The organism is Erythrobacter sp. SN021 (genome assembly GCF_021864455.1).
On record NZ_JAKKUW010000006.1, the window covers coordinates 165,032 to 189,167 of the forward strand.

The 24,136-nt window shown below is 62.7% G+C and carries 21 protein-coding genes, 1 tRNA gene and 1 pseudogene; 8 read left to right on the top strand and 15 right to left on the bottom strand.

What is annotated here, in order from left to right:
• Positions 1–173: 173 nt before the first annotated feature.
• The 3 genes from L5849_RS13585 to L5849_RS13595 all read right to left on the bottom strand — a co-directional run bounded on the left by L5849_RS13585 (position 174) and on the right by L5849_RS13595 (position 3,002).
• Positions 174–1,823, bottom strand: coding sequence for an alpha/beta hydrolase (locus L5849_RS13585; protein WP_236926011.1), 1,650 nt, complete (start codon positions 1,821–1,823; stop codon positions 174–176).
• A 435-nt stretch (positions 1,824–2,258) separates the two neighbouring features.
• The gene (locus L5849_RS13590) at positions 2,259–2,570 is read right to left on the bottom strand and encodes a hypothetical protein (RefSeq protein ID WP_236926012.1); all 312 of its coding nucleotides are present in this window, start codon (positions 2,568–2,570) and stop codon (positions 2,259–2,261) included.
• Positions 2,571–2,911: 341 nt separating this feature from the next.
• Positions 2,912–3,002, bottom strand: a tRNA-Ser gene (locus L5849_RS13595).
• Between the two features lie 308 nt (positions 3,003–3,310).
• Here L5849_RS13595 and L5849_RS13600 point away from each other — a divergent pair.
• Both L5849_RS13600 and L5849_RS13605 read left to right on the top strand, forming a co-directional pair.
• The gene (locus tag L5849_RS13600) at positions 3,311–4,372 is read left to right on the top strand and encodes a peptidylprolyl isomerase (RefSeq protein ID WP_236926013.1); all 1,062 of its coding nucleotides are present in this window, start codon (positions 3,311–3,313) and stop codon (positions 4,370–4,372) included.
• Entirely contained in the window at positions 4,369–4,683 is a 315-nt protein-coding gene (locus L5849_RS13605) for a DUF1905 domain-containing protein (protein WP_236926014.1), read from the top strand. Before L5849_RS13600 ends, L5849_RS13605 begins: the two co-directional genes overlap by 4 nt.
• Here the strand turns inward: L5849_RS13605 and L5849_RS13610 are convergent.
• From L5849_RS13610 to hemF, 7 genes are all read right to left on the bottom strand, one after another.
• Positions 4,680–5,045 (bottom strand): VOC family protein, encoded by a 366-nt coding sequence (locus L5849_RS13610; protein WP_236926015.1) that lies wholly within the window; start codon positions 5,043–5,045, stop codon positions 4,680–4,682. The genes L5849_RS13605 and L5849_RS13610 overlap by 4 nt on opposite strands.
• On the bottom strand, positions 5,042–7,132 hold the full coding sequence (locus tag L5849_RS13615) for a bifunctional (p)ppGpp synthetase/guanosine-3',5'-bis(diphosphate) 3'-pyrophosphohydrolase (RefSeq protein ID WP_236926016.1): 2,091 nt from the start codon (positions 7,130–7,132) through the stop codon (positions 5,042–5,044). Before L5849_RS13615 ends, L5849_RS13610 begins: the two co-directional genes overlap by 4 nt.
• A gap of 61 nt (positions 7,133–7,193) precedes the next feature.
• Positions 7,194–8,177: a hypothetical protein gene (locus L5849_RS13620; RefSeq protein ID WP_236926017.1), complete on the bottom strand. Its 984-nt coding sequence runs from the start codon at positions 8,175–8,177 to the stop codon at positions 7,194–7,196.
• Positions 8,178–8,265: 88 nt separating this feature from the next.
• Positions 8,266–10,170 carry a M1 family metallopeptidase gene (locus L5849_RS13625; protein WP_236926018.1) on the bottom strand — a complete coding sequence of 635 codons (1,905 nt, stop codon included), beginning with the start codon at positions 10,168–10,170 and terminating at the stop codon, positions 8,266–8,268.
• A 170-nt stretch (positions 10,171–10,340) separates the two neighbouring features.
• Positions 10,341–11,009 (bottom strand): TrkA family potassium uptake protein, encoded by a 669-nt coding sequence (locus L5849_RS13630; protein ID WP_236926019.1) that lies wholly within the window; start codon positions 11,007–11,009, stop codon positions 10,341–10,343.
• Complete coding sequence (locus L5849_RS13635; protein ID WP_236926020.1) at positions 10,999–12,327, bottom strand: TrkH family potassium uptake protein; 1,329 nt, start codon at positions 12,325–12,327, stop codon at positions 10,999–11,001. The genes L5849_RS13630 and L5849_RS13635 overlap by 11 nt, the downstream gene beginning before the upstream one ends.
• Positions 12,328–12,376: 49 nt before the next feature.
• The gene (gene hemF, locus L5849_RS13640; RefSeq protein WP_236926021.1) at positions 12,377–13,249 is read right to left on the bottom strand and encodes an oxygen-dependent coproporphyrinogen oxidase; all 873 of its coding nucleotides are present in this window, start codon (positions 13,247–13,249) and stop codon (positions 12,377–12,379) included.
• A gap of 45 nt (positions 13,250–13,294) precedes the next feature.
• Between hemF and pdeM the strand changes: the two genes are divergently transcribed.
• Both pdeM and infC read left to right on the top strand, forming a co-directional pair.
• Entirely contained in the window at positions 13,295–13,996 is a 702-nt protein-coding gene (pdeM, locus tag L5849_RS13645; protein ID WP_236926022.1) for a ligase-associated DNA damage response endonuclease PdeM, read from the top strand.
• A gap of 219 nt (positions 13,997–14,215) precedes the next feature.
• Entirely contained in the window at positions 14,216–14,734 is a 519-nt protein-coding gene (gene infC, locus L5849_RS13650; protein WP_115415886.1) for a translation initiation factor IF-3, read from the top strand.
• 72 nt (positions 14,735–14,806) lie between these two features.
• Here the strand turns inward: infC and L5849_RS13655 are convergent, their stop codons facing one another.
• Positions 14,807–16,762, bottom strand: a complete 1,956-nt coding sequence (locus tag L5849_RS13655) for a S9 family peptidase (protein WP_236926023.1) — start codon at positions 16,760–16,762, stop codon at positions 14,807–14,809.
• Between the two features lie 102 nt (positions 16,763–16,864).
• On the opposite strand from L5849_RS13655, the gene L5849_RS13660 reads away from it, so the two are divergent.
• From L5849_RS13660 to L5849_RS13670, 3 genes are all read left to right on the top strand, one after another.
• Positions 16,865–18,274 carry a DASS family sodium-coupled anion symporter gene (locus L5849_RS13660; RefSeq protein ID WP_236926024.1) on the top strand — a complete coding sequence of 470 codons (1,410 nt, stop codon included), beginning with the start codon at positions 16,865–16,867 and terminating at the stop codon, positions 18,272–18,274.
• Between the two features lie 265 nt (positions 18,275–18,539).
• Positions 18,540–19,850 (top strand): cystathionine gamma-synthase family protein, encoded by a 1,311-nt coding sequence (locus L5849_RS13665; RefSeq protein ID WP_236926025.1) that lies wholly within the window; start codon positions 18,540–18,542, stop codon positions 19,848–19,850.
• The gene (locus L5849_RS13670) at positions 19,847–20,791 is read left to right on the top strand and encodes a RimK family alpha-L-glutamate ligase (RefSeq protein ID WP_236926026.1); all 945 of its coding nucleotides are present in this window, start codon (positions 19,847–19,849) and stop codon (positions 20,789–20,791) included. The genes L5849_RS13665 and L5849_RS13670 overlap by 4 nt, the downstream gene beginning before the upstream one ends.
• On the opposite strand, the gene L5849_RS13675 is transcribed toward L5849_RS13670, so the two are convergent.
• Positions 20,754–21,287: a J domain-containing protein gene (locus L5849_RS13675; protein ID WP_236926027.1), complete on the bottom strand. Its 534-nt coding sequence runs from the start codon at positions 21,285–21,287 to the stop codon at positions 20,754–20,756. The genes L5849_RS13670 and L5849_RS13675 overlap by 38 nt on opposite strands.
• A 155-nt stretch (positions 21,288–21,442) precedes the next feature.
• Between L5849_RS13675 and L5849_RS13680 the strand changes: the two genes are divergently transcribed.
• A complete protein-coding gene (locus L5849_RS13680) occupies positions 21,443–21,592 on the top strand; it encodes a hypothetical protein (RefSeq protein WP_236926028.1) in 150 nt (49 codons plus the stop codon).
• Between the two features lie 66 nt (positions 21,593–21,658).
• On the opposite strand, the gene pal is transcribed toward L5849_RS13680, so the two are convergent.
• The 3 genes and pseudogenes from pal to L5849_RS13695 all read right to left on the bottom strand — a co-directional run.
• Positions 21,659–22,168, bottom strand: a complete 510-nt coding sequence (gene pal / locus L5849_RS13685) for a peptidoglycan-associated lipoprotein Pal (protein WP_236926029.1) — start codon at positions 22,166–22,168, stop codon at positions 21,659–21,661.
• Positions 22,169–22,241: 73 nt separating this feature from the next.
• Positions 22,242–23,666, bottom strand: a complete 1,425-nt coding sequence (tolB, locus tag L5849_RS13690) for a Tol-Pal system beta propeller repeat protein TolB (protein WP_370459231.1) — start codon at positions 23,664–23,666, stop codon at positions 22,242–22,244.
• Positions 23,621–24,136, bottom strand: a pseudogene (locus L5849_RS13695) (TonB C-terminal domain-containing protein); the annotation flags it as partial. The gene tolB and the pseudogene L5849_RS13695, both read right to left, overlap by 46 nt.

Here is a 24,136-nt window from a genome sequence, read left to right on the forward strand (position 1 = left end):
TAACCCCTGGTTTGGAAACTGGGGTTCCGAATAAAGAGCTGGGAAATACAACGGCATGTCCCAGATGGGACATTACGAAACGCTCTCTGGGTGGGTCGGGCGGGCCGCGCACGGTACCGGGCGGGACCAAGCTCCCCCCGAGTCACCTTCGCCAAAATACCGGGCGGTTTCGTTTACCGTTCCGACAGCAGCCGTGCGACTGCCTCGGGGCTGTCCATCAGCAGAAAGCTGCCCGCATTCTCGATGAAGCTGGCGCGCCGCAGGCCGAGCCGAGCGCTGACCGCTTCGACCAGCGCACGAGGCATGTTCGCGTCGTGAGTGCCATACACAAGCGACAGCGGCACCTCGATATCGGCAAACAGCTCCGACCAATCGCTCGCCCAGAACTGCATCGTATCTATCGGGCCATCGAGTGTGCTCGTTATGGAATAGCTGGCAGCGCGCCGGAAAACGCTCAGCAGTTCCGGATGCCGTACGGCGTCCAGTTCGCGTTCATACCCATCGTAGAAGTCTTCGACGAACCGGTGGAAAGACCCGCTGCCAATCGCGGCCAGCATGCCCCGCTGATACATCCGGGCAACGGCGGGGGCGGTACGAACGGCGCGTATCGACATTCGGTGGCTGGCTGGGATCAGGCCCATTTCGCTTTCGGTTCCGATCGGCAGGAATGCTCCTGCGCCGATCGCGCGATCGAAAATAGCCGGCGACCGCTTGATACAGGCCATCATATACGGTGCGCCCGCCTGCGTCGCGAAGGCCGTGGCGCGTGACACATCGAGCTGTTCGAGCAAACCGCTGAGCTTTGCTGCGAAGGATTCGATTCCGTCCTGGCCGAACCCTTCGCCGGATGTGTCACCGTGAAACGGACGCCATGGGGCGATGATCCGCAAACCGTGCTGTCGGAAAGCGCGTTCGGCCCGGTTCGGCATCAACGCGCCTTCCAGCGGATGAAAGAACACCACCGGCCTGCCCTGTGGATCGCCCATCTCTTCCCATGCGATACTGCCATCGTCTGAATGAAGGAGGTTGGTGCATTCATGCGGCGCCGGGCTGGTGCGGTTGGCGCTCCCATCCATGGTGCTCGCGAAGCCGGCATAAAGCAGCAGCACCTCTTCTTTCGAACGGACGCCCAATTTGCGCTGCAGGACCTTCATCTGATTGCGCACCGTACCCAGTGAGCGATCTCGGCGATCGGCGAAACCGCGCAGGGTGCCTCCACGAACCAAGTGGCGCAAAAGCATGGTTTCCACGTCGGAAAGGCCAAGGGCATCCTGAAAGCTCAGGCCGTGGCTGTCGTCCCACTGCATGCGAACGGCGAAGAAATGATAGCGCAGCCCTTCGCTAAGTTCTTCGCGGCGAACCATGAACCAGCTACCATCGACATCGTCCTCGCTACAATGGAGGCGCACCAGCCGCGGGGTCTCGTTGCGTGGCAGGCACTCTCGTTCCGGCACCCCCCTGCCCACGCCGTCGAGTACCCAATCGGGCAGGAACTGGCCGGGTATGAAAGCCGGGTCGGCCAGGATGGCGGTGTTCACATGAACGACCCGCTGCGCGGCATCCATTGCCAGATCACTATCCGGCACGCGATCGCCTTGGGTATCCAGCGCGGCAAGATCGTCGGCATTGTGCGGATACATCTGATCGATGATGCTGGCAGCATTCGCGAGATGCGTTTCGAGCGCACTGGTGCTGTCGGCACTGCGTTCGGGAAACCGGGAAACCGTCCCGAGCAATTCGATCACACGGTCAGGGCGCGCAATTGCCGAATAGGTCTGTGCGACCACGTCCTCGAGCTGGGTCGAGTTGAGTTTGATAGGCATAAGAGCGTTGCGATCCGCTGGACTGAGATGGTCAGCAAGCTGAACTAGGTCCGATCGAACACCCCCGGAATGTCCCATTTGGGACATGCGCGCAAATAAAACCCACTCCTATACAGTGGTGGACTGGCCGGGCATCTTACTTGGCGGGACACAGTTGCGACCCGTGATGATGCTTGTCATCGTTCGTCCCGCCGGGGCCGTTCGTATCCGCGAACGGCCCCTCCCCGTCCCGGACGGTTGCGTGAGAACGCAGACAAGGGTTGGCGAGTGACACGGCCGCCGCGCCATCGATCCGCGAAACTGCCCTATCGTTGGGAGGATGCACCAAGCATCCTGCCGAGGGCGAAGTGGCAGCCCTTGCGTATCGGTGCAGCCATGGAAAATGGGCAGCACCGTGTCTGCACGATGCTGCCCGCCGCGTTCTTCGGATTGCGGTTACTTGATGCAGTAGCGGCCCGAGGACTTGAGACCGGAGGGGCACGATCCATCGCGCACCTCTGCATAATCGCCCTTATCACCGACGCAGTAATTTCCCGAGCTCTTGAAGCCGGTAGGGCACGACCCCAGCCGAACGATCGCAACCTTGCCCGAAGACTTGCAGGACGATCCGCTCGCTTTGAAACCCGTGGGGCACGAACCGTCCTTGGCAACCTCGGTCGAGGATTGCTGAGCCGAGAGGGGCGCCAGGAAAGCAGGCATGGTCCCGATTGCTAGCGTGATCGAGAGGGCGATGACTGGAATACGCATGTGAACGAACCTTTCGCTTGGTGAATGCCGAAGCGGCGACGGGTCTGCACCTGGAGGGGCGAGATGGTCCGCCGCCGCGCGACGAAGCGCTGCGGATCGCCGGTGACGCTTCGAAGAACTCGATGAAGGGTGAACCCGCCTTATCCCGGCACAGCGCTTCGCTGCGGCGCATATGACACGTCACGGGGCAATACGGCCCTCCCATTCATCTCGAACCGACCAGCGCCCGTTGGCGCTGCCTGTGCGAGAATGGCTATCAGGCAGGAAGCGAAGACCTAATATCCCATATGGGATACTTGCACCCGATCGCAGCCTTCCCGTCTTCGGCGCTGAGGGTGAAATGGCGGAGCAGGAGGGATTCGAACCCTCGATACGGGGTTACCGTATACACACTTTCCAGGCGTGCGCCTTCGACCACTCGGCCACTGCTCCGCATTCTCGGTTGCGCTACCACTTCGTTACTCGAGCGCGGAACCCGCTTCAGCGAGCCCGGCCTCGAGCAGCGCACAACGCGGTAGGCCAACCAAGAACGCGCGCGTCTAGCGGCGACCGGTGGGTTTCGCAAGCCGAAGCGGAACGCAGAGGTTCTCAAAATGCGGATTCGGTGTACAACCGTCCCTAGTGGCGGTGCTGCGCGGATCAGGCATACCCTGCGAACACCACCTCGAAGTCCCCTCCCGCCCCTACAATGTGCGAGAGGGGGCTTTCGTTTTGGCGCGCTTGGTGGCACCGCTTTCGCCATGACGAAGCCGCTGATTTCGCTCGCCGCGCTGCTTGCGCTCACTTCTCCCGCGCTGGCGCAGGATGCGCCCGCGGCGCCCTCGCCCAACCAGATCGTGGCCGAGGCTCCGGCGGAAGAGTGGCTCGATATCCCGGCGCAAGACCTCCTCGTGATGACATTGGCGCCCGCGGCAAACGGGTCGGGACGCACCGTCGTCATCCAGCTTATGCCAGAACCCTTCAGCCAGAGTTGGGTCGACAACATTCGCACGCTCGCACGCGCGCAGTGGTACGACGGCATCACCGTCAACCGCGTTCAGGACAATTACGTCGTGCAGTGGGGCGATCCGAATTACGACAATCCGGAAGCCGATGGGGCGGCGAAACCGCTGCCGGAAGGGCTCGCGGAGACGCATGAGAGAGATTACGTCTTCGAGTACCCGCGCGATCCGGGCGGGGATCCATCCTATTACCCGCTCAGCGCAGTCTTGCGGACGAGTTGGATCAAGCGGCTGGTGGAACAAGGAGTCATCCCCGACGAAGCGCAGATTCGGGAGGCGTTGTCACGCCAGAAGGGTGACAGCTACGCACTCGAAACCGCCTATATCGGGGGTTGGCCGGTCGGCATGGCAGCCGAATTCCAACCCAAACACCGGGACATCGCCTGGCCCGTGCACTGCTATGGCATGGTCGGCGTTGGCCGGAACCTGGCGCCCGATGCAGGCACGGGGGCGGAACTCTATACTGTCATCGGCCATGCGCCGCGCCATCTCGACCGCAATATCGCTCTGGTCGGGCGCATCGTGGAAGGGATGGAGCACCTTTCTTCGCTGACGCGCGGCAAGGGACAGCTCGGTTTTTACGAAGACGAGAGCAAGCGCGTCCCAATCCTTTCGGTGCGCGTTGCCAGCGACCTGCCCGAAGCCGAGCGGCCCGCCTTCGAATACCTCTCCACCGGGGGCGAGACCTTCGCGCGCTATGCAGATGCGCGGGCCAATCGCCGCGATCCGTTCTTCAACGTACCGGCTGGCGGTGCCGATATCTGCAACATCCCGGTGCCCGTGCGGCGAGTGGCCGATTGAACGAGACGCTCGCCTTTCGCGGACCCGTGACCCGCTGGCAGGGCGAAAAGGCGACCTACCATCTGCTGACGATCGATGGCGCGGCGGCCGAGGCGATCGCCATGCACGAACGCATCCGCCGGTTGGAACTGGGCGGCAGGCGCGACTTCGGATCGGTCAAGGTCATGGCGACGGTCGGCGAAACGCGCTGGAAGACTTCGGTCTTTCCCTCGAAAACCGGCGAGTGGTGGCTTCTGGTCGGCAAGAAAGTGCTGAAGGCAGAAGATCTTGTGGCGGGCGACGAAGCCGCTCTGACACTCGAACTGCTTTAGACCCTTTGCATCAATTCGATACGATTGCCGAAGGGATCGGCGATATCGCCTCGGACATAGCCATCCAGCTCCTTGCCCGGCTTGAACCGGATTCCCGCCTTGCCCAGCCGCTCCACCAAAGCAGCGAGATCGCTGACCAGCAGGGCGGGATGCGCCCGGCGGGCGGGCAGGAAGCCCTCTTCCACACCGCAATGGATCGCGACACCCCCACCTTCGAACCAGCAACCGCCATTCACCGCAAGATTCGCGGGCTTCGCCACCTCTTCCAACCCCATCAGATCGATCCAGAAGCGCCGGGCATGCGATTCGCCGCCATGCGGCATGGCGAGCTGGACGTGATCTATGCCCGTGATTGTGCTCATACGCGCTCCGCCTGGGCCACCGAATCGCTGGCCCGCAATGCGCTCAGGATACGTGTTAGGTGCGGCACGTCCTGCACCTCGAGATCGATCTCGTAAGTGGTAAAGGGATGATCGAGCTGGGTTTGCTCCAGGCTCGTCACATTGACGTGGTTCTGCGCGAAGATGCCCGCCATTTCGGCCAGCGTCCCCGGCCGGTCGTAAAGTGTCACGCGCAGCCGCCCGACCGCCCCCCGCGAACGTTTGCCCCATGAGAGATCGAGCCAGTCGCTGTCGATCCCGCTGGCAAGGCGACTACAGTCGATCGTGTGCACCTCGACTCCCTCGCCCGGCTTGCGCAAACCCACGATCCTATCGCCGGGAACCGGGTGGCAGCATTCGGCGAGCTGGAAGCCCACGCCGGGCGTCAACCCCCGGATCGACAACGCCTTGCCGCTCTTCGCCCAGTCCGGTTCGTTTTCGAGCTCCGCCGTGCAGCCCGGAACCAGCGCCTCCATAACCGTACGGTCTTCGATCTTGGCCGCACCGATGGCGTAGAAGAGGTCTTCGTCTTCTTCCATTTCGAGCCGTTTGAGGGCCTCGCGCAGAGCTTTCTTGCCGATCTTGGCGGGCACGCGCAGAGCGATTTCGTCGAACAGTTTCTTGCCGATCTCGGCGATTTCCGCGCGTTCCTTGAGCCTTACCGCACGGCGGATCGAGGCACGCGCCTTGCCGGTGACGACGAAGCCCAGCCAGCTCATCTGCGGATCGGCGTGATCGCTTTTGATGATCTCCACCACATCGCCATTGTTGAGCTGCGTGCGTAGCGGCATGTGCCGTCCGTTGATTTTTGCGCCAACGGTCTGCGCGCCAAGATCGGTATGGACGGCAAAGGCGAAATCGACCGGGGTGGCGCCCTTGGGCAACTGGAACAGCGCGCCTTTGGGCGTGAAGGCGAAGATGCGATCCTGGTAGATCGCCATCCGCGTGTGTTCGAGCAGCTCGTCGGGATCGTGGCTGGCATCGACGATCTCGATCAGGTCGCGCAGCCAGCCGACCTCCCCGTCGGGCCGGTCGTGCTGTTTGTAGGCCCAGTGCGCAGCTAGCCCGAACTCGTTCAGCCGGTGCATTTCGCGCGTGCGGATCTGCACCTCGACCCGCATCGACTTGCCGTAGATCAGCGATGTGTGGAGCGAGCGATAGCCGTTATTCTTCGGGGTAGAGATGTAGTCCTTGAACTTGCCGGGCAGGAACTGCCACGTCGTGTGGAGCACTCCCAACGCCCGGTAGCAATCGGACACGTCCTCGCAAATGATGCGGAAGGCCATGATGTCGGTTACCTGCTCGAAGCTGACATGCCGTTCGGCCATCTTGCGCCAGATCGAATAGGGATGTTTCTCGCGGCCGGAAACCTCGGTGGTAATCCCGGCTTCGGCGAGCGCATGCTTCATGTCGAGCGCGATGGCATCGACTTGCCCGCCATCCTCGTTGCGGATCTGGTCGAGCCGCTGGGTGATGGTCTTGAACGCTTCGGGCTCTATTTGCTCGAAAGCGAGCATCTGCATTTCGCGCATATATTCGTACATGCCGATCCGCTCAGCCAGCGGGGCATAGATATCCATCGTCTCGCGTGCGATGCGTTGGCGCTTCTCCGGCTTTTTGATGAAGTGCAGAGTGCGCATATTGTGCAGCCGGTCGCCCAGCTTGACCAGCAGCACACGGATATCCTCGCTCATGGCGAGCAGGAACTTGCGCAGGTTTTCCGCCGCGCGTTCGTTCTCGGGCATCTGCTCGATCTTGGAAAGCTTGGTAACGCCGTCGACCAGCCGTGCGACGTCGGTGCCGAAATTGGCCTCGATGTCCTCGATCGTCGCCAGCGTATCCTCGACCGTGTCATGGAGTAGCGCGGTGGCGATGGTTTCCTGGTCGAGCTTCAGATCGGTCATCAGGCCCGCGACCTCGACCGGATGCGAGAAATAGGGGTCCCCGCTCGCCCGCGTCTGCGTGCCGTGCTTCTGCACGGTATAGACATAGGCGCGGTTGAGCATCGCCTCGTCGGCGTCGGGGTCGTATTCCTTGACCCGCTCTACGAGTTCGTACTGGCGCAGCATCCTGTGCTCACGATGTGGGCAAACCCTGCTGCAATGCAACGAAAAATGCTGAGCCGCGCGATCAAATCCGCTGCGATAGCGCTTCGAGAAAGGGCGCCGACTCGTCCAGGCGGAAGGCTACCCGATGAACCTGCCGCGATTTCCCAAACAAGGGACGGTATTCGAGCGGGCGCGACAACCGCAGCACGACATTGGGATGGGAAAGGATGGCCGCGTTCAACACGGCCTTCTGCTGCGTTTCGGCGTGGGAAATCGTCGGCTCTATTTCCGCGATCGCATCGAAGGGGACGAAAAGATCGATTACCGTTCCAGCACGCACCTGCACGCCGTCTTCCCGCAACAGCACCGGATAGAGCCGGAAAGCCTTCATCAGCGCGACGAGGAACAGGAAGCCCCAGATACCCAGCGCCAGGAGCACCCACGCCGCCCGCTCGCTCCAGTGGCTGACCAGCAGATCGACCACCACAATTTCGATGACCTGGAGCACGAGAAATACGCCGATCATCGGATTAATCACGCGGTGATAGGCAAAGCCCCGCGCGCCATCGGGCACATGCGGCCTTGCACCCCAACTGAACAGCGCCACCCGCATCATCGCGCTTTCATGCGCAGCGAACTGGACGAGTTTTGCGGGCAAAACTTCGCCGGCGGCAACCTCGATCGAACGGGTGGCCAGAAATGCCCGCGTGGCCAATGTAAGGCTCCAGCCGAGATAGGCCGCAACGGTCAGCGCCATCGCGATGACCACACCCTGCATGTCCAGCAAGGCCGCCCGCACCGGCGCCGCCGCAGCCAGTGTGGCGACGATGCACCCCGCCGCAATCGCACCCAGCAAAGCCCGCAAGCCAGGCCTCTTGCGTGGGGCTTTCGCGATCAGCGCCAGTGCCAGCGCGTCGGCGGCTATCCAGAGAAACAGGATTGCAGCCGTGCGCGGATGGCGGGCGGCGATGTCGCTATGGGTTGCCAGCCGGGCCACCAGGATTGCCAGCAGCGGGGCTAGCAGCAGCAGTATCGGCGCGGTTCTGGCGGCGAGGCGAGATGTCATGGCAAGTCTCCCTGTCGCCCCAAGCCCTAGCGTCAAGCCGACTTCGTTTCAATCGCATCCAGTGCACGCAATCATGCGCTGCCTGCAATCATTCGCCATCCATCACCCGGTCCACTCCGGCCCGCGTCACCGCGTGATAGCTGTCGCGGGTTTTCGCGTAGATGCGCGTCGCAATCGGGCGCCCCCACTCACCTTCGTTCCACAGGACCTGGAACAGCGGGCGGACGAATTTCGCGCGGCCCACTTCGGACAGAAAGGCATCGACCTGCGGCACGGCGGGATCGTAGCGGTTCTCCAGCGCCATCTCCAACCACAGGAAACGTATCTCGTTATTGCCGGTGCCCGAGAGGCCAAGCGTTGCATCGAGTGCTGCCAGTTGGTCCGCGGTAAGCTCTTTCGGGAGGTTGTCGAGAAAGCGCATCTGTTCGGCAGCGGTCCAGCCGGAATAGGCGGCGGGGATGGTTCCGGCAGACGTATACGCTGTGACGGCGCGGTCCACCTCGGCGAAGGCCGTCGGATCGGGCTTGGCCACATTCGCCGGCAGACCCGGCTCGAAGATCCATTCGCGCAGCATCAATGCCTCGGCTTCGGCCTCGCCCTGCACGAGATTGACCATCATATCCTTGTGGAACATCTCGCTGGTGGCGGGCTGGAAGGCGTGGTTGTCGAACCACTGGCGCAGCCAGGCGTCGAAGCGTGTTCGCCCGACGATACGTTCGACCGTGCGCAGGAAGAATGCGCCCTTATCATAGGCGATCGCGCTGCCCAGTTCATAACCGCCATCGGTGCTGAGCGCCGTGCCCGGCGCATCCCCGCCCACTTCGGCCAGTGTATCGAGGATATTGGCATACATCAGCGCAGCTTCCTGCTCGGCGCGCTTCTTGCCGTAGACCGCTTCGACAATGCGGTTCTCGAAGTAAGTGGTCACGCCTTCGTTGAGCCAGCTGTCGCCCCATACGGCATTCGTCACCAGATTGCCCGACCAGCTATGAGCCAGCTCATGCGCGACGAGACCGTTGTTCGACCGGTTGCCCGCGATGAAGGTGGGAGTGAGAAAGGTCATCACGGGGTTTTCCATCCCACCATATGGAAAGGCCGGTGGCAGCACGATCATGTCGTAGCGGCCCCAGCGATATTCGCCGTAGAGCTTCTCGGCTGCGACGACCATCTCCTCGGTATCGGCCACCTCGGCATGCGCGCGAGCGATCACCGACGGCTCCGCCCATACGCCGGTGCGCGGACCAATCGCCCGAAAATCGATGTCGCCCGCTGCCAGCGCGATGAGATAGGGCGGCACCGGCTTGTCCATCACGAAGGTGAAGGCGCGGCGTCCGTTGCCGAGGTCCTCGGGCTCGCCTTGTCGCACCCCGCTCATCACGACATCGAGCGGTTTAGGCGCGGTGATCCGGGCCTCCCAGGTCTGGCGGATGCCGGGGCTGTCCTGCGTCGGAATCCAGGTCCGGTTGAGGATCGCCTGGCCCTGGCTGAAGAGGAAGGGGTGGACCTTGCCTGCGGTCTGTTCCGGGCTGAGCCATTGCAGCGCGCTGGCATCGGCAGGGGCGCGATATTCGATGCGCAGGGTGGTCGCGCCGTCGAGCTGGATGGTCAGCGGAGCGCCCTTCCCGCCTTCCTCGACCATATTTCCGATCTCATAGGCGAGTTCGCGGCCTGCGCTGTCGGTGATCCGCGCGATCTCAAGACCGTTGCTGTCGAGCACGATTTCGTTCGCGCCGGATGCCGCAAGCACGTCGAGCGTTGCCGTACCGCTGGCGCGCCGGGCGGCGAAATCCAGATCGAAATCGAGCGCAACGTGCGTGACCCGCGCAACCTGCGGCTCGGCATAGGTCGAAGCATCGACTGCTTCGGGCGAAGTCAGAATCGGCGAGATCATGCGCTCCGGCTGCGGGGCGGAAGCCGTCGGCGGAGCGGCCTCCATCGTAGTGCAGGCGGTGCTGGCAAGCAGCAGGGCGAGCGGGGCGGCAAGGCGGCGCATGGGTATGTCTCCGTTGCATGGTGCCGGATTCGCGACCCGGCCTGATGTTCTGTCTACGCCGGGGCGCTATTGCCGATCCAGTGGCCGCGCGCCAGCCCCGCGCACGAAAACACAGGCCGGGCCTGGATACTAGCCTGCGCGCATTTCCGCGCCCAAGGGGGCGGTGGAGATCAATGCCCGTGCTGCGCTGCGAAAGCTTCGATCTTTTCCACTCTGCCGGATACGACCAGAATATCCTTGGGCATGATCAACGTGTCGGGAACCGCGTGAATGAAGTCCTCGCCGTCGCGCTTCACCCCGATGACGGTCACGTCGAATTTCTTGCGGCACTCGCTCGTAATCAGCGGCAGGCCGACAATGGCTGTGGGTGCGGCAAGCTTCGCAATGGCAAATTCGTCGCCGAAACTGATGAAGTCCAGCAAGCGCTCGTTGAGAAGGCGTGCTACGCGCTCGCCCATCTTTTCCTCGGGAAACACGACATGATGCGCTCCCGTCCGCTCCAGAATGCGGCCATGCTTTTCGTTGATTGCCTTGGCCCAGATGTTGGCGACACCGAGATCGGATAGCGCCAGCACCGTCAGCACGCTCGCCTCGATATCGCTTCCTATTCCGACAACCGCCGAGGTGAAACTCCTCGCCCCGAGCTTGTCCAGGCATTTGACATCCGTGCAGTCGGCCTCGACCACCTGTGTCAAGTCGCCCGCATATTCCTGCACTCTGGCCGGGTCGGTATCCGCGCCGAGCACTTCGTGCCCCATCCGCTCCAGAGTGCGGGCGACGGACCCGCCGAAACGGCCAAGACCGACGACAAGGACGGGGTTGCGTGTATCAGCCGACAATGGGATTCTCCTCCGGATAACGGAACGGGCGCGGCTCGCCGCCCAGCGCGAGCGCGGTAGCGACGGTTATCGTCCCCACGCGTCCGATGAACATGAGCGCGATGATGACGATCTGACCGGCAGGCGGCAGCTCTGCGGTCACACCGGTCGAGAGCCCAACGGTCGAGAAGGCCGAGATGCTTTCGAACAGGAGATCCTCGAAGGCCAGCGGGGTGATCATGGCCAGATAAGTCGTCGCGCCGAATATCAACGATCCGGCCAGCACGACCACCGTCAGGGCCTGACGTTCCACCGCATGGCCGAACCGGCGGCCGAACACGTCCGCGTCCTTGCGACGCAGAACTTCCGACAGGACGACCGCCAGGAGGACGGCGAAAGTCGTAATCTTGATACCGCCGGCCGTCCCGGCACTCCCTCCCCCGATAAACATCAGGAAGTAGTTCGCCATCAACGTCTCGTCATGGAAAGCGCCAACATCGAGACTGTTGAAGCCAGCCGTGCGCGGCATCACGGAATGGAAAGCCGCATTGAGGATTTTCGCACCTACGCTCATCGAGCCCAGCGTATCGGGATTGGCCCATTCCATCGCCAGAATGGCAAGAAAGCCGCCCAGCAACAAACCGGCCGTGCCGCTCACGGTGATCTTGGTGTGCAGGGTCCAGCGCCGCCAGCTAACCCCGTGATGGCGCAAGTCCTGCATCACGGGAAAACCGAGCGCGGTCAGCACGACCGCCAGCATTATCGGCAGGAGGATCACCGCATCCGACTGGAAACCCATCACACTGTCGGAGAAGCTTGAAAAGCCTGCATTGTTGAATGCGCTGATTGCATGGAACGTGCCGTGCCACAGGGCCTCGCCGAACGGGAAATTGTAAGACAGCATGAAGCGCCCGGTCAGAATCGCCGCGAGGGCCGCTTCCACGATAAGGGTGATCGCCAGTACGAGCTTGAGCACCGAGCGCGCATCGCCGACTTCGAGGCGGCTGCGCTCCACCTGGGTTGCGATGCGGTCGCGCAGACCGAAACCCCGCCCGGCCATGAGCCCGAACAGGCTCGCCGCCGTCATGATCCCGAAACCGCCGATCTGGAAAAGAACCAGGATGACGCCTTGGCCGAACGGTGACCAGTACGCTGCCGTATCGACGACGATCAACCCCGTCACCGCTACGGCCGAGGTCGACGTGAACAGCGCAGTCAGAAAAGCGGTTTGCGTACCGTCGGCCGTGGAAATGGGCAGCCAGAGCAGCAGCGTGCCAAGCGCTATCGCTGTCAGGAACAGGGCCGGAATCAGCCGGATCGGATCGCGCAGCGCAGTCATCCGAGACTATACCGGGATCCTGCGGTTCAGTTCCACTGCGCCCGGGCCGTCAGTTCCATACCGCCTCTGGCGGCAGGCTCATCAGAATAGCGTCGATATTGCCGCCGGTCTTGAGGCCGAACAGCGTGCCGCGATCGTGGACGAGATTGAATTCCGCATAGCGCCCGCGCCATTCGAGCTGGGTCTGCTTGTCTTCGCTCGTGAACGCGCTCTCCATCCTGCGGCGGACCAGCTTCGGGAAGATATCGAGAAACGCCTCGCCAACATCCTTGGTAAAGGCAAGATTGCGTTCGAAGGCGGCCCCACCATCAGCAGAAGGGGCCTCGCATTCGAGATGGTCGTAGAATATCCCGCCCACGCCGCGATGGACGCCCCGATGGGGGATGTAGAAGTAATCGTCCGCCCACTTCTTGAAACGCTCGTAATAGGTCGGATTATGCGCGGCGCAGGCGGCGCGGAAGCGGGCGTGGAAATCCTCTGTATCCTCGGCATAGGGGATCGGCGGGTTGAGATCCGCCCCGCCCCCGAACCAGGCCTTGCCCGTCGTCAGGAAACGCGTGTTCATGTGTACGGCGGGCACATGCGGATTGGCCATATGCGCCACCAGACTGATACCGGTCGCGGTGAAACCCGGGTTTTCCGCGCTCGCACCGTTGATGGTTGCGGCGAACTCAGGCGCGAAATTGCCGCGCACGGTGGAAACGTTGACGCCGACCTTTTCGAACACCTGACCCTTCATGAGACCCCGTGTTCCACCACCGGGATCGGAATTGCCTTCCTCTTGCCGGTTCCAGCTATCGTACTGAAAACGCGCATCCGATCCTGCCTCGCGCTCGATGCTCTCGAATTCCGCGCAGATACGATCGCGCAGGGTTTCGAACCAGGATCGGGCGGTGTCGGTCTGCTGGGTCCAGTCGGTCATGTCGAAGCCCTTGCCATTGCGGCGCGCAGGCGGCAATAGCCACGCATGGTTCCCCTTTCGTTCGCAGGCGAGGAATGGCTCCTGACCGAGGGCCGCGCGCTTTACTGGCCGCGCGAGCGCACGCTGCTGGTGGCGGACCTGCATCTGGAGAAGGGCAGCTTCTTCGCCCGTCATGGTCAGATGATTCCGCCCTATGACAGCCGGGAAACGCTGGAGCGTGTGGCACTGGCCATCCGTGAAACCGGCGCGCGCCGCGTCATCACGCTGGGCGACAATTTCCACGATTCGGACGGTTCGACCCGTCTGGAACCGCATGCCTCGGGCATGCTCGATGCGCTCACCAAAGCGGTCGACTGGGTATGGATCACCGGCAATCACGATCCGGAAATGGAAGCACGCTACGGCGGCACGCTGGCCGAGGAACTCGAGATCGGCGGCACCATCCTGCGGCACCGCGCGCAGAAGGGCGAAACCCGGCCCGAACTTTCCGGCCACTACCATCCGCGCCTGCAACTGAAGGTTCGCCAGCGTATGATCCGCCGCCCCTGCGCGGTGGTGAGCGCCAATGACGGGCCGGACGGCAAGCCCACTGGCCGGATGATCCTACCCGCCTTCGGCGCTTACACGGGCGGGATGAACGCAGCCGATCCAGCAATCCTGAAAGCCCTCCAACCGGCAGACCGAATCGACGCGGTGGTTCCTGCAAAGGGTAAGCTGGCCCGGTTCAATTTGTGGCAAGCAGCGTAGCTTTTTCGAACCGGCCTGCATCGGTTTCTCCTCGGGTCTACGCCAGCCTAGACTGCGCCCCTTGCGGACGAAGTGCGGTGATCGGACCCAAGGAGATGGATGCATGAGACAAAAACCTCCCCTTCCCCCTTCCGAATTCCGGCGTTTCTCCCTACATACCCCCCTCGAAACAGGCAGAATCAAGGAGATTACCCCATAGCCCGTCCACCCCGCCGTAGCATGCAGATGCCCGTCAAAAGCGGCCCGCGCTACGATAACATGATCAATGTGCCGAAGGTCCGCGTGATCGATCACGAAGGCGAGAACCTCGGCGTTATGTTCACCCGCGAAGCGACCGAGCAGGCCAACGAGCTTGGCCTCAACCTGGTCGAAGTGTCCCCCAATGCGGACCCGCCGGTGTGCAAGTTCCTCGATGTCGGCAAATATCGCTACGAGGCGCAGAAGAAGGCGAACCTCGCGCGCAAGACGCAGAAGACCCAGGAAATCAAAGAGGTCAAGATGCGCCCGAACATCGACACGCACGACTACGACGTGAAGATGCGCAATGTCGTGAAGTTCATCGAGAATGGCGACAAGGTGAAGTGCACGCTGCGCTTCCGTGGCCGTGAAATGGCCCACCAGCAGCTTGGCATGGACCTGCTCAACCGCGTCCGCGACGACGTGGAGGAAATCGCCAAGGTCGAGGCCTTCCCACGTCTCGAAGGCCGCCAGATGATCATGGTGCTGGCGCCCAAGTAGGGAACAGCCGTTTGGAGACTACGAAAAGGGCGGGTCCGTATGGCCCGCCCTTTTCGTTTTGTGCTGCTGCGATCAGCGCCCGATGTGTTCGTCGAGAAACTTCAGATAGGCCTCCGAGGCGGTAATGCGGTTCTCGCGGCGGCGGAAACCGTGGCCTTCGTCGGGAAACAACACATATTCGACCGGCACGCCGCTGGCCCTGACCGCCGCGACCAGTTCGTCGCTTTCGACCTGTAGCACGCGTGGATCGTTGGCCCCCTGGACCACCAGCATTGGTTTGGTGATTTTGTCCGCGTGGAACAGCGGCGAGATCGCACGGTGCCGTTCCTCGTCATTCGCCGGATCGCCCATCTCGTCATAGAGCGCATCGCGGAAGCTACCCCACCACGGCGGTATAGATTTCAGCGTTCGCACCCAGTTGGTAACGCCAAAGATGTTGATGCCCGCATCGAACACCTCCGGATGGAAGGCGAGCGCAGCAGCCGTCATATAGCCGCCGTAGCTGCCGCCCATGACCGCAATGCGATCGTCCGCGACCCAGTCGAGCCCCTGTAGGAAGCCCTTGGAGGCTATCACGTCCTTTAGATCGACATCGCCGTGCCTCTTGTCGTCCATATGGAAGAAGGTCTTGCCGTAGCCCGAAGAGCCACGGTTGTTGATTGCGTAGACAGCATAGCCATTGTTCACCAGATGCTGGATCATCGCGCTGTAGCCGCGCGTGCTCTGGCCGCCCGGGCCGCCATGGACCAGAACAACGGCCGGGGCCGGACTGGCCGCACTAGCGCCTCTGGGCCGGTAAAGTATGCCGGGGATTTCCAGCCCGTCGTAACTTGGGAAACGGGCCACGGTGGCAGTGACGAGGTCATCTTCGTCGATCGCGGGGTTGAGCGCCTTTGTCAGCCGTGTCGCCGCGCCGCTCGCCAGGTCGGCGACATAGATGTCCGTCGGGGACGTATCCGACGTCAGCGTGAAGGCGATCCGCGTTTCGGCCGGGTCGAAGCGGATCGAACCAAGGCTGCCCTCGGGCAAGCCATCGAGTGTGACCGTTTCTCCGCTTGTCTGGTCGAGGATGGTAACGGCCGTCAGCGCGTCTTCGTTGATCGCGCTGACGCGATAGCGACCGGTGGGTGAATATTGCAGGAAGGCGACATCCCAATCCGCCTCGACCACTGACGATTTTTCTCCGCTCGCCAGGTCATAACGCCAGGCTTGGCTGAATTCGCCATGTTCGTTGGTCGCGTAGATTAGCGCCGCGCTGTCCCGGGTGAAGGTATAGGCGCCGTAGCTCACATTGCCTTCGTGCGGAGTCATCAGCTTCGGCTCGCCCCCGGCCGCCGAAAGGTCGGCGACATAGAGATCGCTGTTCGCACTCGATAGCGCTTTCGACAGGGCGACCCAGCGTCCATCCGGCGAAACATCGCTAATCGAGAAACCACCTTCATTTGTGAAGACACGGCTCCGCTCATAGGTTGCGGCATCATAAGCATAGAGGTCGAAGGCGGCAGAATCGCGCTCGTTGGTGGTTACGTAGAAGGTCTTGCCGTCGGCGTGCCATCCAGCAAAACCTGCCTTCACCTTCTCGCCCGGCGTCAGATCGGTAATCGTGCCGTCCTTGTGCATGACGAAAAGGTGGTTGAGCTCGTCCCCACCTTCGTCGGCGGTGAAAAGCACCCGCGAATCATCGGGGAAGAAGCTTGCACCGAAGGTCGCATTGGTGCTCGATGTCGTCAGCGGAACAGGCTCGCCGCCCGCCACCGAGATCCTGTAGGCGTTGAAGACACCGGTCGCATCGGAATTTACCAGCACATATTTCCCGTCGGGCGAGAAGTTGAACCCGCTGGGCGAACCGACGCCGTAGCTGGTCGATTCGAAGAACTGCTGCGCGGTGTAGGTCTCGATCTGTGCCTCTTCGGACATGGTGTGGCCTTCGCGCGCCTGGGCGATGGCGGGTGCGGTCAGCGCGGCGAGCGAGACGGCCGCGAGCATGGAAAACGATCGGATCACAGCTTCCTCTCCTGTATGACTCAAGCAATACACCTACCTTAGCGGGGTTCAGAATTCCGACAAGCGCCAAGATTGTCCTTGTGAACGGAGACTGTTAGCACCAGGTATGAGGGGGATCGCAGCGACGTGACAGCCAAACGCATTGGATTTCTGGTGGGTGCGTTTGCGCTGCTGGCAAGCATTTTCCTGCCAGCTCCTGCCGGAATGAACCGTGAAGCGTTCATCGTCGCCGGCCTGGTGGTTCTGATGGCGGCCTGGTGGATGACCGAGGCCCTGCCGCTGACCGCGACAGCTCTGATGCCTTTCGTCGTTCTGCCGTTTGCCGGGGTGATGAACGCACGCGATACGGCCAGCGCCTATTACTCGCCCATCCTGTTCCTGCTGTTGGGCGGCGCCTTCATCGCTCTGGCCATCGAACGCACCGGGCTGCACCGACGGCTTGCCCTGGCCATCCTCAATGCGATCGGCGGGCGTGGCGGACAGGCCGGATTGCTGCTGGCCTTCATGATCGCCGCTGCGATCCTTTCCATGCTGATTTCGAACACGTCCACCGCGCTGATCATGATGCCCATGGCGCTTGCCGTGCTGGCAGGGGGCGGGGTCGCCGCGGACGAGCGCGAAGGCCTTGCCGGCGCGCTGCCGATGGGCATCGCCTTTGCCGCAAGCGTGGGCGGGCTCGGCACGCTGGTCGGTTCTCCCACCAACGCGATTGCCGTGGGGCTGCTCGACACGCTGATCGGCACGCAGATCAGCTTTGCCGAATGGACGCTTTACGGCCTCCCCATCGTGGTGCTTGGCGTGCCGCTGGCCGCCTTTCTGGTAGCGCGCGTGCAGCGTGTTGCCGACCATCCCTTCGATGTCGCGGCCGCGCGCGCGGCAGTGGTGAACGAGGCACCGATGGGGTCGGCGGAACGCCGCCTGATGGTGATAGTCGGCCTGACCTTCCTAGCCTGGATGACGCGGCTGATCGTCGCGCCCTATCTGCCCGAAGGCTCGTGGACCGACGGCACCATTGCCATCATCGCCAGCCTTGCGCTCTTCCTGTTGCCCGACGGGACCGGACGGCCCCTGCTGATCTGGGACGAGGCCGACCGCGCACCCTGGGGCGTCATTATGATGTTCGGCGGCGGGCTCGCCCTGGCGGCAGGCATGAGTGCGAGCGGGCTGGCCGAATGGCTGGGTAATGCGCTGCTGCCGCTCGAGGCGTGGCCGCTGGTGCTGGTCGCCATTGCGGTCGTGGCGATGGTCGTGCTGATTACCGAGTTCGCCAGCAATGTGGCGACCGCCAGCGGAATTATCCCGGTCGTGGCTGCTTTGGTGGTGGCCTTGGGTGTCGATCCGATCTTGCTTGCCATGCCCGCCGCGCTTGCCGCCAGTTGGGGCTTCATGTTGCCCGCCGGGACCGGGCCTAACGCCATCGCCTGGTCGACAGGGCACATCCGGATCGGACGAATGGTGAAGGCCGGTTTGTTGCTGGACCTTGTCGGGATCCTCATGATCGTGGGCGTGGTGTGGGGGATGAACGCGCTGGTCTGACAGGGGGGGCTTTTGCTCCCCGCCCGGCGCGTGTCGGATCGACGCGATACCGCGGCTTGTTTCGGCCCACGCATCCTGGTCCTTAACTGTGGTCCATGCCTCCGGCTTCGTCGCAGTTGAAACCAACCTCGCTCCGACATATGGACCGCAGCCGAAAGCGCTGTCGGTGGAGAGGCGTTCCTGCGGAGGTTAGGAACGGGTGCCCCGACCAGCCCAACCGGCTCCCGCCTTCCTGGGGGCGTGATTCAGGAAGGATGCTCGCCCGATGAGCGACCACGATATCGACCCGACCTCGCCGCGCATGGCCCCCAAGCCCGAGGTGACCAAGATCGACGGGCGCGAACTGAAACCCAGCACACTGATGATGGGTTATGGGTACGACCCGGTTCTGTCCGAAGGCAGTCTCAAGCCGCCGATCTTCCTCACCTCCACCTTCGCCTTTCCCAGTGCTGCCGATGGCAAGCGTCATTTCGAAGGCATTACCGGCAAGCGGCCGGGCGGCGCCGACGGCCTCGTTTACTCGCGCTTCAATGCGCCGAACCAAGAAATCCTCGAAGATCGGCTGGCGGTGTGGGATGGCGCCGAGGATGCGCTGAGCTTCTCCAGCGGCATGACCGCGATCTGCGTGCTGATGCTGGCCTATGCGTCGAAGGGCGATGTCATCGTACATTCTGGCCCGCTTTACGCCGCGAGCGAAGGGTTCGTCGCCAAGTGGATGTCGCGCTGGGGCGTCGAGTATGTCGACTTTCCCGCCGGTGCCACGCGCGAGGAAATCGACGCCGTTCTCGCCAGGGCCAAGGATCTGGCCAGCCAGAACGGTGGCAAGGTCTGCATGATCTACCTGGAAAGCCCGGGCAATCCAACCAATGCGCTGGTCGATGTCGAAGCGGTCAAGGCCGCGCGCGACGAAGCGCTGGACTGGGATTGCCCGATCGCCATCGACAACACCTTTCTCGGCCCCCTCTGGCAGCGCCCGCTCGACCAGGGTGCCGATATCGTATGCTATTCGCTGACCAAATATGTCGGCGGCCATTCGGATCTCGTTGCCGGCAGCATCGCGGGAGCCAAGAAGTGGATGGACCCCGTGCGCATGCTGCGCAACACGATGGGCGGCATCTGCGATCCGAACACCGCCTGGATGCTCCTGCGCAGCCTCGAGACGGTGGAACTGCGCATGAACCGCGCGGGCGAGAACGCGGCCAAAGTCTGCCAATTCCTGGCGCAACATCCGAAGGTCGAGGGGCTGGGCTATCTCGGCATGATAAAGGACGCGCGGCAGCAGGACATCTACGACCGCCATTGCAAGGGAGCGGGCAGCACCTTCTCGCTGCTCTTGAAGGGCGGTGAGGCGGAGTGCTTCCGGTTCCTCGACAGCCTCAAGATCGCCAAACTGGCGGTCAGTCTCGGCGGGACCGAAACGCTCGCCAGCCACCCCGCATCGATGACCCATCTGTCGGTGCCCGAAGGACGCCGCGCGGAACTCGGCATTTCGGACAATTTGGTGCGGATCAGCATCGGAATCGAAGACCCGGACGATCTCATTGCCGACTTCGAACAGGCATTGGAGGCGGTATGATCCGGATCGGCTTCCTCGCCTGTGCCGATACGCTCCCCGGCGATGGACCGCGCCGGGGAGATGCCTTCGAGCACGATCTGGAGGTCGCGGCGCTGCGCCCGGCTTTCGAAAACGCGGGACTGGAGCTGCATGAAATCGACTGGCGCGCGCCGCTGGAGGATTTCGATGGAATCGCGCTGATCCTGCTCGGCACGGCGTGGGACTACCAGGATCATCCCGATGCGTTTCTCGCCAAGCTCGAAGCCCTAGCGGCGCGCGGCATTCAGGTTTGCAATCCGCCCGAGGTAGTGCGCTGGAATGTCGACAAGCGTTATCTCGAGCAACTGGCAACGCGCGGCACAACAAGCGTTCCGACACTCTGGCGCACCGATATCGACCGGGCCGGTATCGAGGCAGCGATGGAACACTTCGATACCGACCGCGTCGTGGTGAAGCGCCAGGTCGGTGCCGGCGGGCTGGGTCAGTACAGCTTCTCGCGCGATAACCTGCCGGAAGAAGGCTGGTCGATGGGGCGCGCCTGCATGGTCCAGCCCTTCCTGCCGAGCATCGTCGAAGAAGGCGAATATACCTTCGTTTTCGTCGACGGCGCTTTCAGCCACGGAGTTCTCAAGCGTGCTGGCGAAGGCGAATACCGTATTCAGTCGCTCTATGGCGGCTATGAATGCGACTATGCGCCCGACCCGCAGGATCTGGCCAGGGCCGAAGCGGTCGTGGCGGCACTGCCCTTCGCCGACTTGCTATACTGCCGGATCGACATGGCGCGGCTCCCGTCGGGAGACCTGGCAGTGATGGAAGCCGAGGCGATCGAGCCGTACCTCTATCCCCAGCAGGGGCCGGGTTTGGGGCAGCGTCTGGCGCAAGCCATCGCAGCGCGCCTTGCAGACCGCGCGGTGGCTGCTGCCCCTAGCCCTTCCACTCGCGCCGCTCTTCGGCAGCCTTGAGCACTTCGTAGGCGAGCTGGAGTTTCTGGAACTCGGCGGCGGCTTCCTTGTCGCCGGGTTTCACATCGGGATGGACGGTCTTGGCCTTATCGCGCCAAGCCTTCTTGATCGCGATGAATTCGACGTCGGCCTCCAGTTCGAGTATTTCGAGCGCGCGCATTTCATCGGCGCTGCGCGAACCGTCGCCACTACCGCTCCAGCCATAGTGCTGCGCTTCGGCATAGCCCGCATTCTGGCTTTGCTCGGTCTTGGTCCGGGCTTCCTTCTCGGCCTTGTCGAGCCCTTCGAAATAGTCCCACTTGCGATTGTACTCGGCGGCATGCGTCTGGCAGAACATCCAGCGTTCGGGACTGTTCGGCGCCTTGGGTGCCGGGCAATCGCCCGGTTCCTCGCAGCCGTGCCGGTCGCATAGTCGCACGGTCGTAGTTTCGCGCGACGATCCGTAACCGCGCCAGCGGGGAAAGCCCCAATCGTTCGAGCGGCGCGCCTTAGACATGCGAGCGAGACTTTATGAGGCCGGGAAACATGCGCGTCAATCTAGGCGGCCTGACGAAAGGTGCAAGCACGCGGAAATAAGTTGCAATCTGAAATGTTGTAATGCAGCGAATTCTTCATATGTGGGCCGTAGCGATCCTATATGAGAGAAAACCCGTGAGCAGACAGCTAGCCTTATCCGCCACCGCCGCGATCTTCACGATGGCCGCTTTTGCCATGGCCAGCGGGTTCGGCCATTTCTCGCCGGCGTCCACCGATCGGCTGGCGGGTGCCTCTCCCGTCGCGGCCTTCGCTGCGATCCCATAGGCCGGGCCGGTTTGAGCAGCAGCCAGAAAGGGCTCCCCGTTTCTCGGGAGAGCCCTTTCCGCTCCATCAGTTGATGGTGACGGTAGCCGCGCGGCGGTTCTGCGCCCAGGCGGCCTCGTTCGAGCCCAGCGCAACCGGACGTTCCTTTCCGTAGCTTACCGTGCGGATGCGATTGGCGGGAATGCCGATCGACACGAGATAGTTTTTCGCCGCATTGGCACGTCGCTCGCCCAGGGCCAGATTGTAATCGCGCGTGCCGCGCTCGTCGGCATGGCCTTCGATGGTGAAGCTGACCTGCGGATACTGACTGAAATACTGCGCCTGACGCTGCAGCTTCGTCTGGTCTTCGGTATCGATGTTGAAGCGGTCGGTATCGAAGTAAACCACCGTATTCGCCTGGCCCACGGCATCGACGAAATGCGCCTGAGAACCGACTGACGGGCCAGTGGGCGCGGTGGGAGTCGGCGTTGCCGTTTCGACCGGCGGAGGCGGTAGCTCCTCGGGTGCCTTTTTCTGGCAGGCGGCAAGAGCGATGGTCGATGCAAGCATCAGGCCGGTAGCAGCACGAGTATTCATAGGCTGTCCCCTTTTAAACAGCTTGGATGATCGGTTTGCCCCCCGAATTCGTCCCCTGTTCAATGCAATGCAGTTACGGCAAAATCGGTCCCCAGGCGGGGTCGGACGCATCGACCGGCGTCGGCAGACGGCGCAGATTGTCGCCCGTGAGATCGACTTGCCAAAGCGAGGTCTTGCCACTGTTGCGCTCGGTCCGGAAGAACTGGATGATCCGGCCATTGGGCGCCCAGGTCGGCGCTTCGTCCTGCCAGCCACTGGTCAGCGTCCGTACGCTGCCACCCGAGGGCGTCATCACCGAAATGTTGAAGGAACTGGCGTTGGTGAAGGCAATCTGGTCGCCGCGCGGGCTCCATTCGGGTGTGGCGCAGCGCCCGCCTGAAAAGCTTATGCGGCGTTGGTTCGAACCATCGGCATTCATCACATAACATTGCTGGGCGCCGGAGCGATCGCTTTCAAAGACAATGCGGCCACCGTCAGGCGAGTAGGACCCGCCGATGTCGATCCCTGGTGTATTGGTCAGCCGAACCGGCTCTCCCCCGCTGGAAGAGACGCGGTAGATGTCGGTATTGCCGTTGACCGCCATCGAATAGAGCAGCCAGCGCCCATCCGGGCTCCAGCGCGGCGCGAAGGTCGGATTGGCGCTTTGCGTCACCAGCGTCTGACGCCCCGTACCGATGTCATAGACATAGATACGCGGATTGCCGTCGACATAGCTCAAATAGGACAGCTTCTTGTAATCGGGCGAATAGCGCGGGGTCAGCGCAGTCGAACGGCCCGTGGTGATGAAGCGGTGATTGGCCCCATCGCTGTCCATGATCGCAAGACGCTTGGACCGGTTATCCTTAGGACCCGTCTCGGCGATATAGGCGATACGGCTGTCGAAGAACGGGCTCTCGCCGGTCAGGCGCGAATAGATAAGGTCGGCGCATTTATGCGCGGCCCGCCGCCAGTCGGCAGGCGGCACAACCCAGCCCTCGCGCACCAATTCTTGCTGCAAGGCCATGTCGTAGAGATAGCAGCCCACAGTCAGGCGGTCGTCGCCGCGGCCACGAACATAGCCATGGACCAGCATTTCCGCGCCGCGGTTGGACCAGGTTGGCCAGTTGGGTGACGTAATTTCGCCGAAGGAGGGCTGCGGCAGCGCATCGGGGCCGGTCGGCTTGAACAGGCCGTTATTGCGTAAATCGGCCGTGATGACCCGCGCCAGTTCCTTGCCCAGCGCCGCAGTGCCCGATGAACTCGCGGGCGTCGCCACATCGCGATCGGTCGCGAAGCCCGGAATGGCGATCCCGAGATCGTCGAGATTGCCTTCGAAACTGACCGAGCCCGACAGACCCTCGCTCTCTTCGATCGTCTCGACTTCTCCACCCTCCGGGATGGGCTGGCCGAGATCCTGGTTCTGGGCGGCAAGGGGGGCAGCGACGAAGGCCGCGGCGGCAATCAGAACATACTTCACTGGGCCAATCTCCAGTCGAAATCCACGGTGATGAGTTTCCATGCCTCGTAATATTCGTCGGGCAGGTCGAAGGGGGCGGCCAGTTGTACCGCACGGATAGCCTGTTCGCCATGGCGTCCGGCTTGCGCGCGGTTGGTGGCGTTCACGCCGCGCTGCCCAGCAACGCTTGGCGCGCCCGCGAGCGTGCCGTCGGGATTGAGGCGGAAGCGGACTTTGGTAACGATCTTCTCGACCTCGGGGCCGCTCGGCGGCTGCCAGTGCGGGCGCAATTGCCGAGCGACTGCCTGGAAGAGCGACGCCTTGGCGCTGTTACCGATCCGCGAGGCCGGAATACGCGTCTCGTTGGTACGGGTGCTGTCGCCCGACCCTTCGAGAAAATTGTCGCCGAGGCGCGAGCCGCCGCTGCGCTGGCTGCTCTGCGGCTGGCTTTGCGTGCGCGGGGGATCGGGGCGGCGGCGCGGCCGGGTGTCGGCGGCCGAATTGGGTGCGGGTACCGGAGACTGGACTTGCGG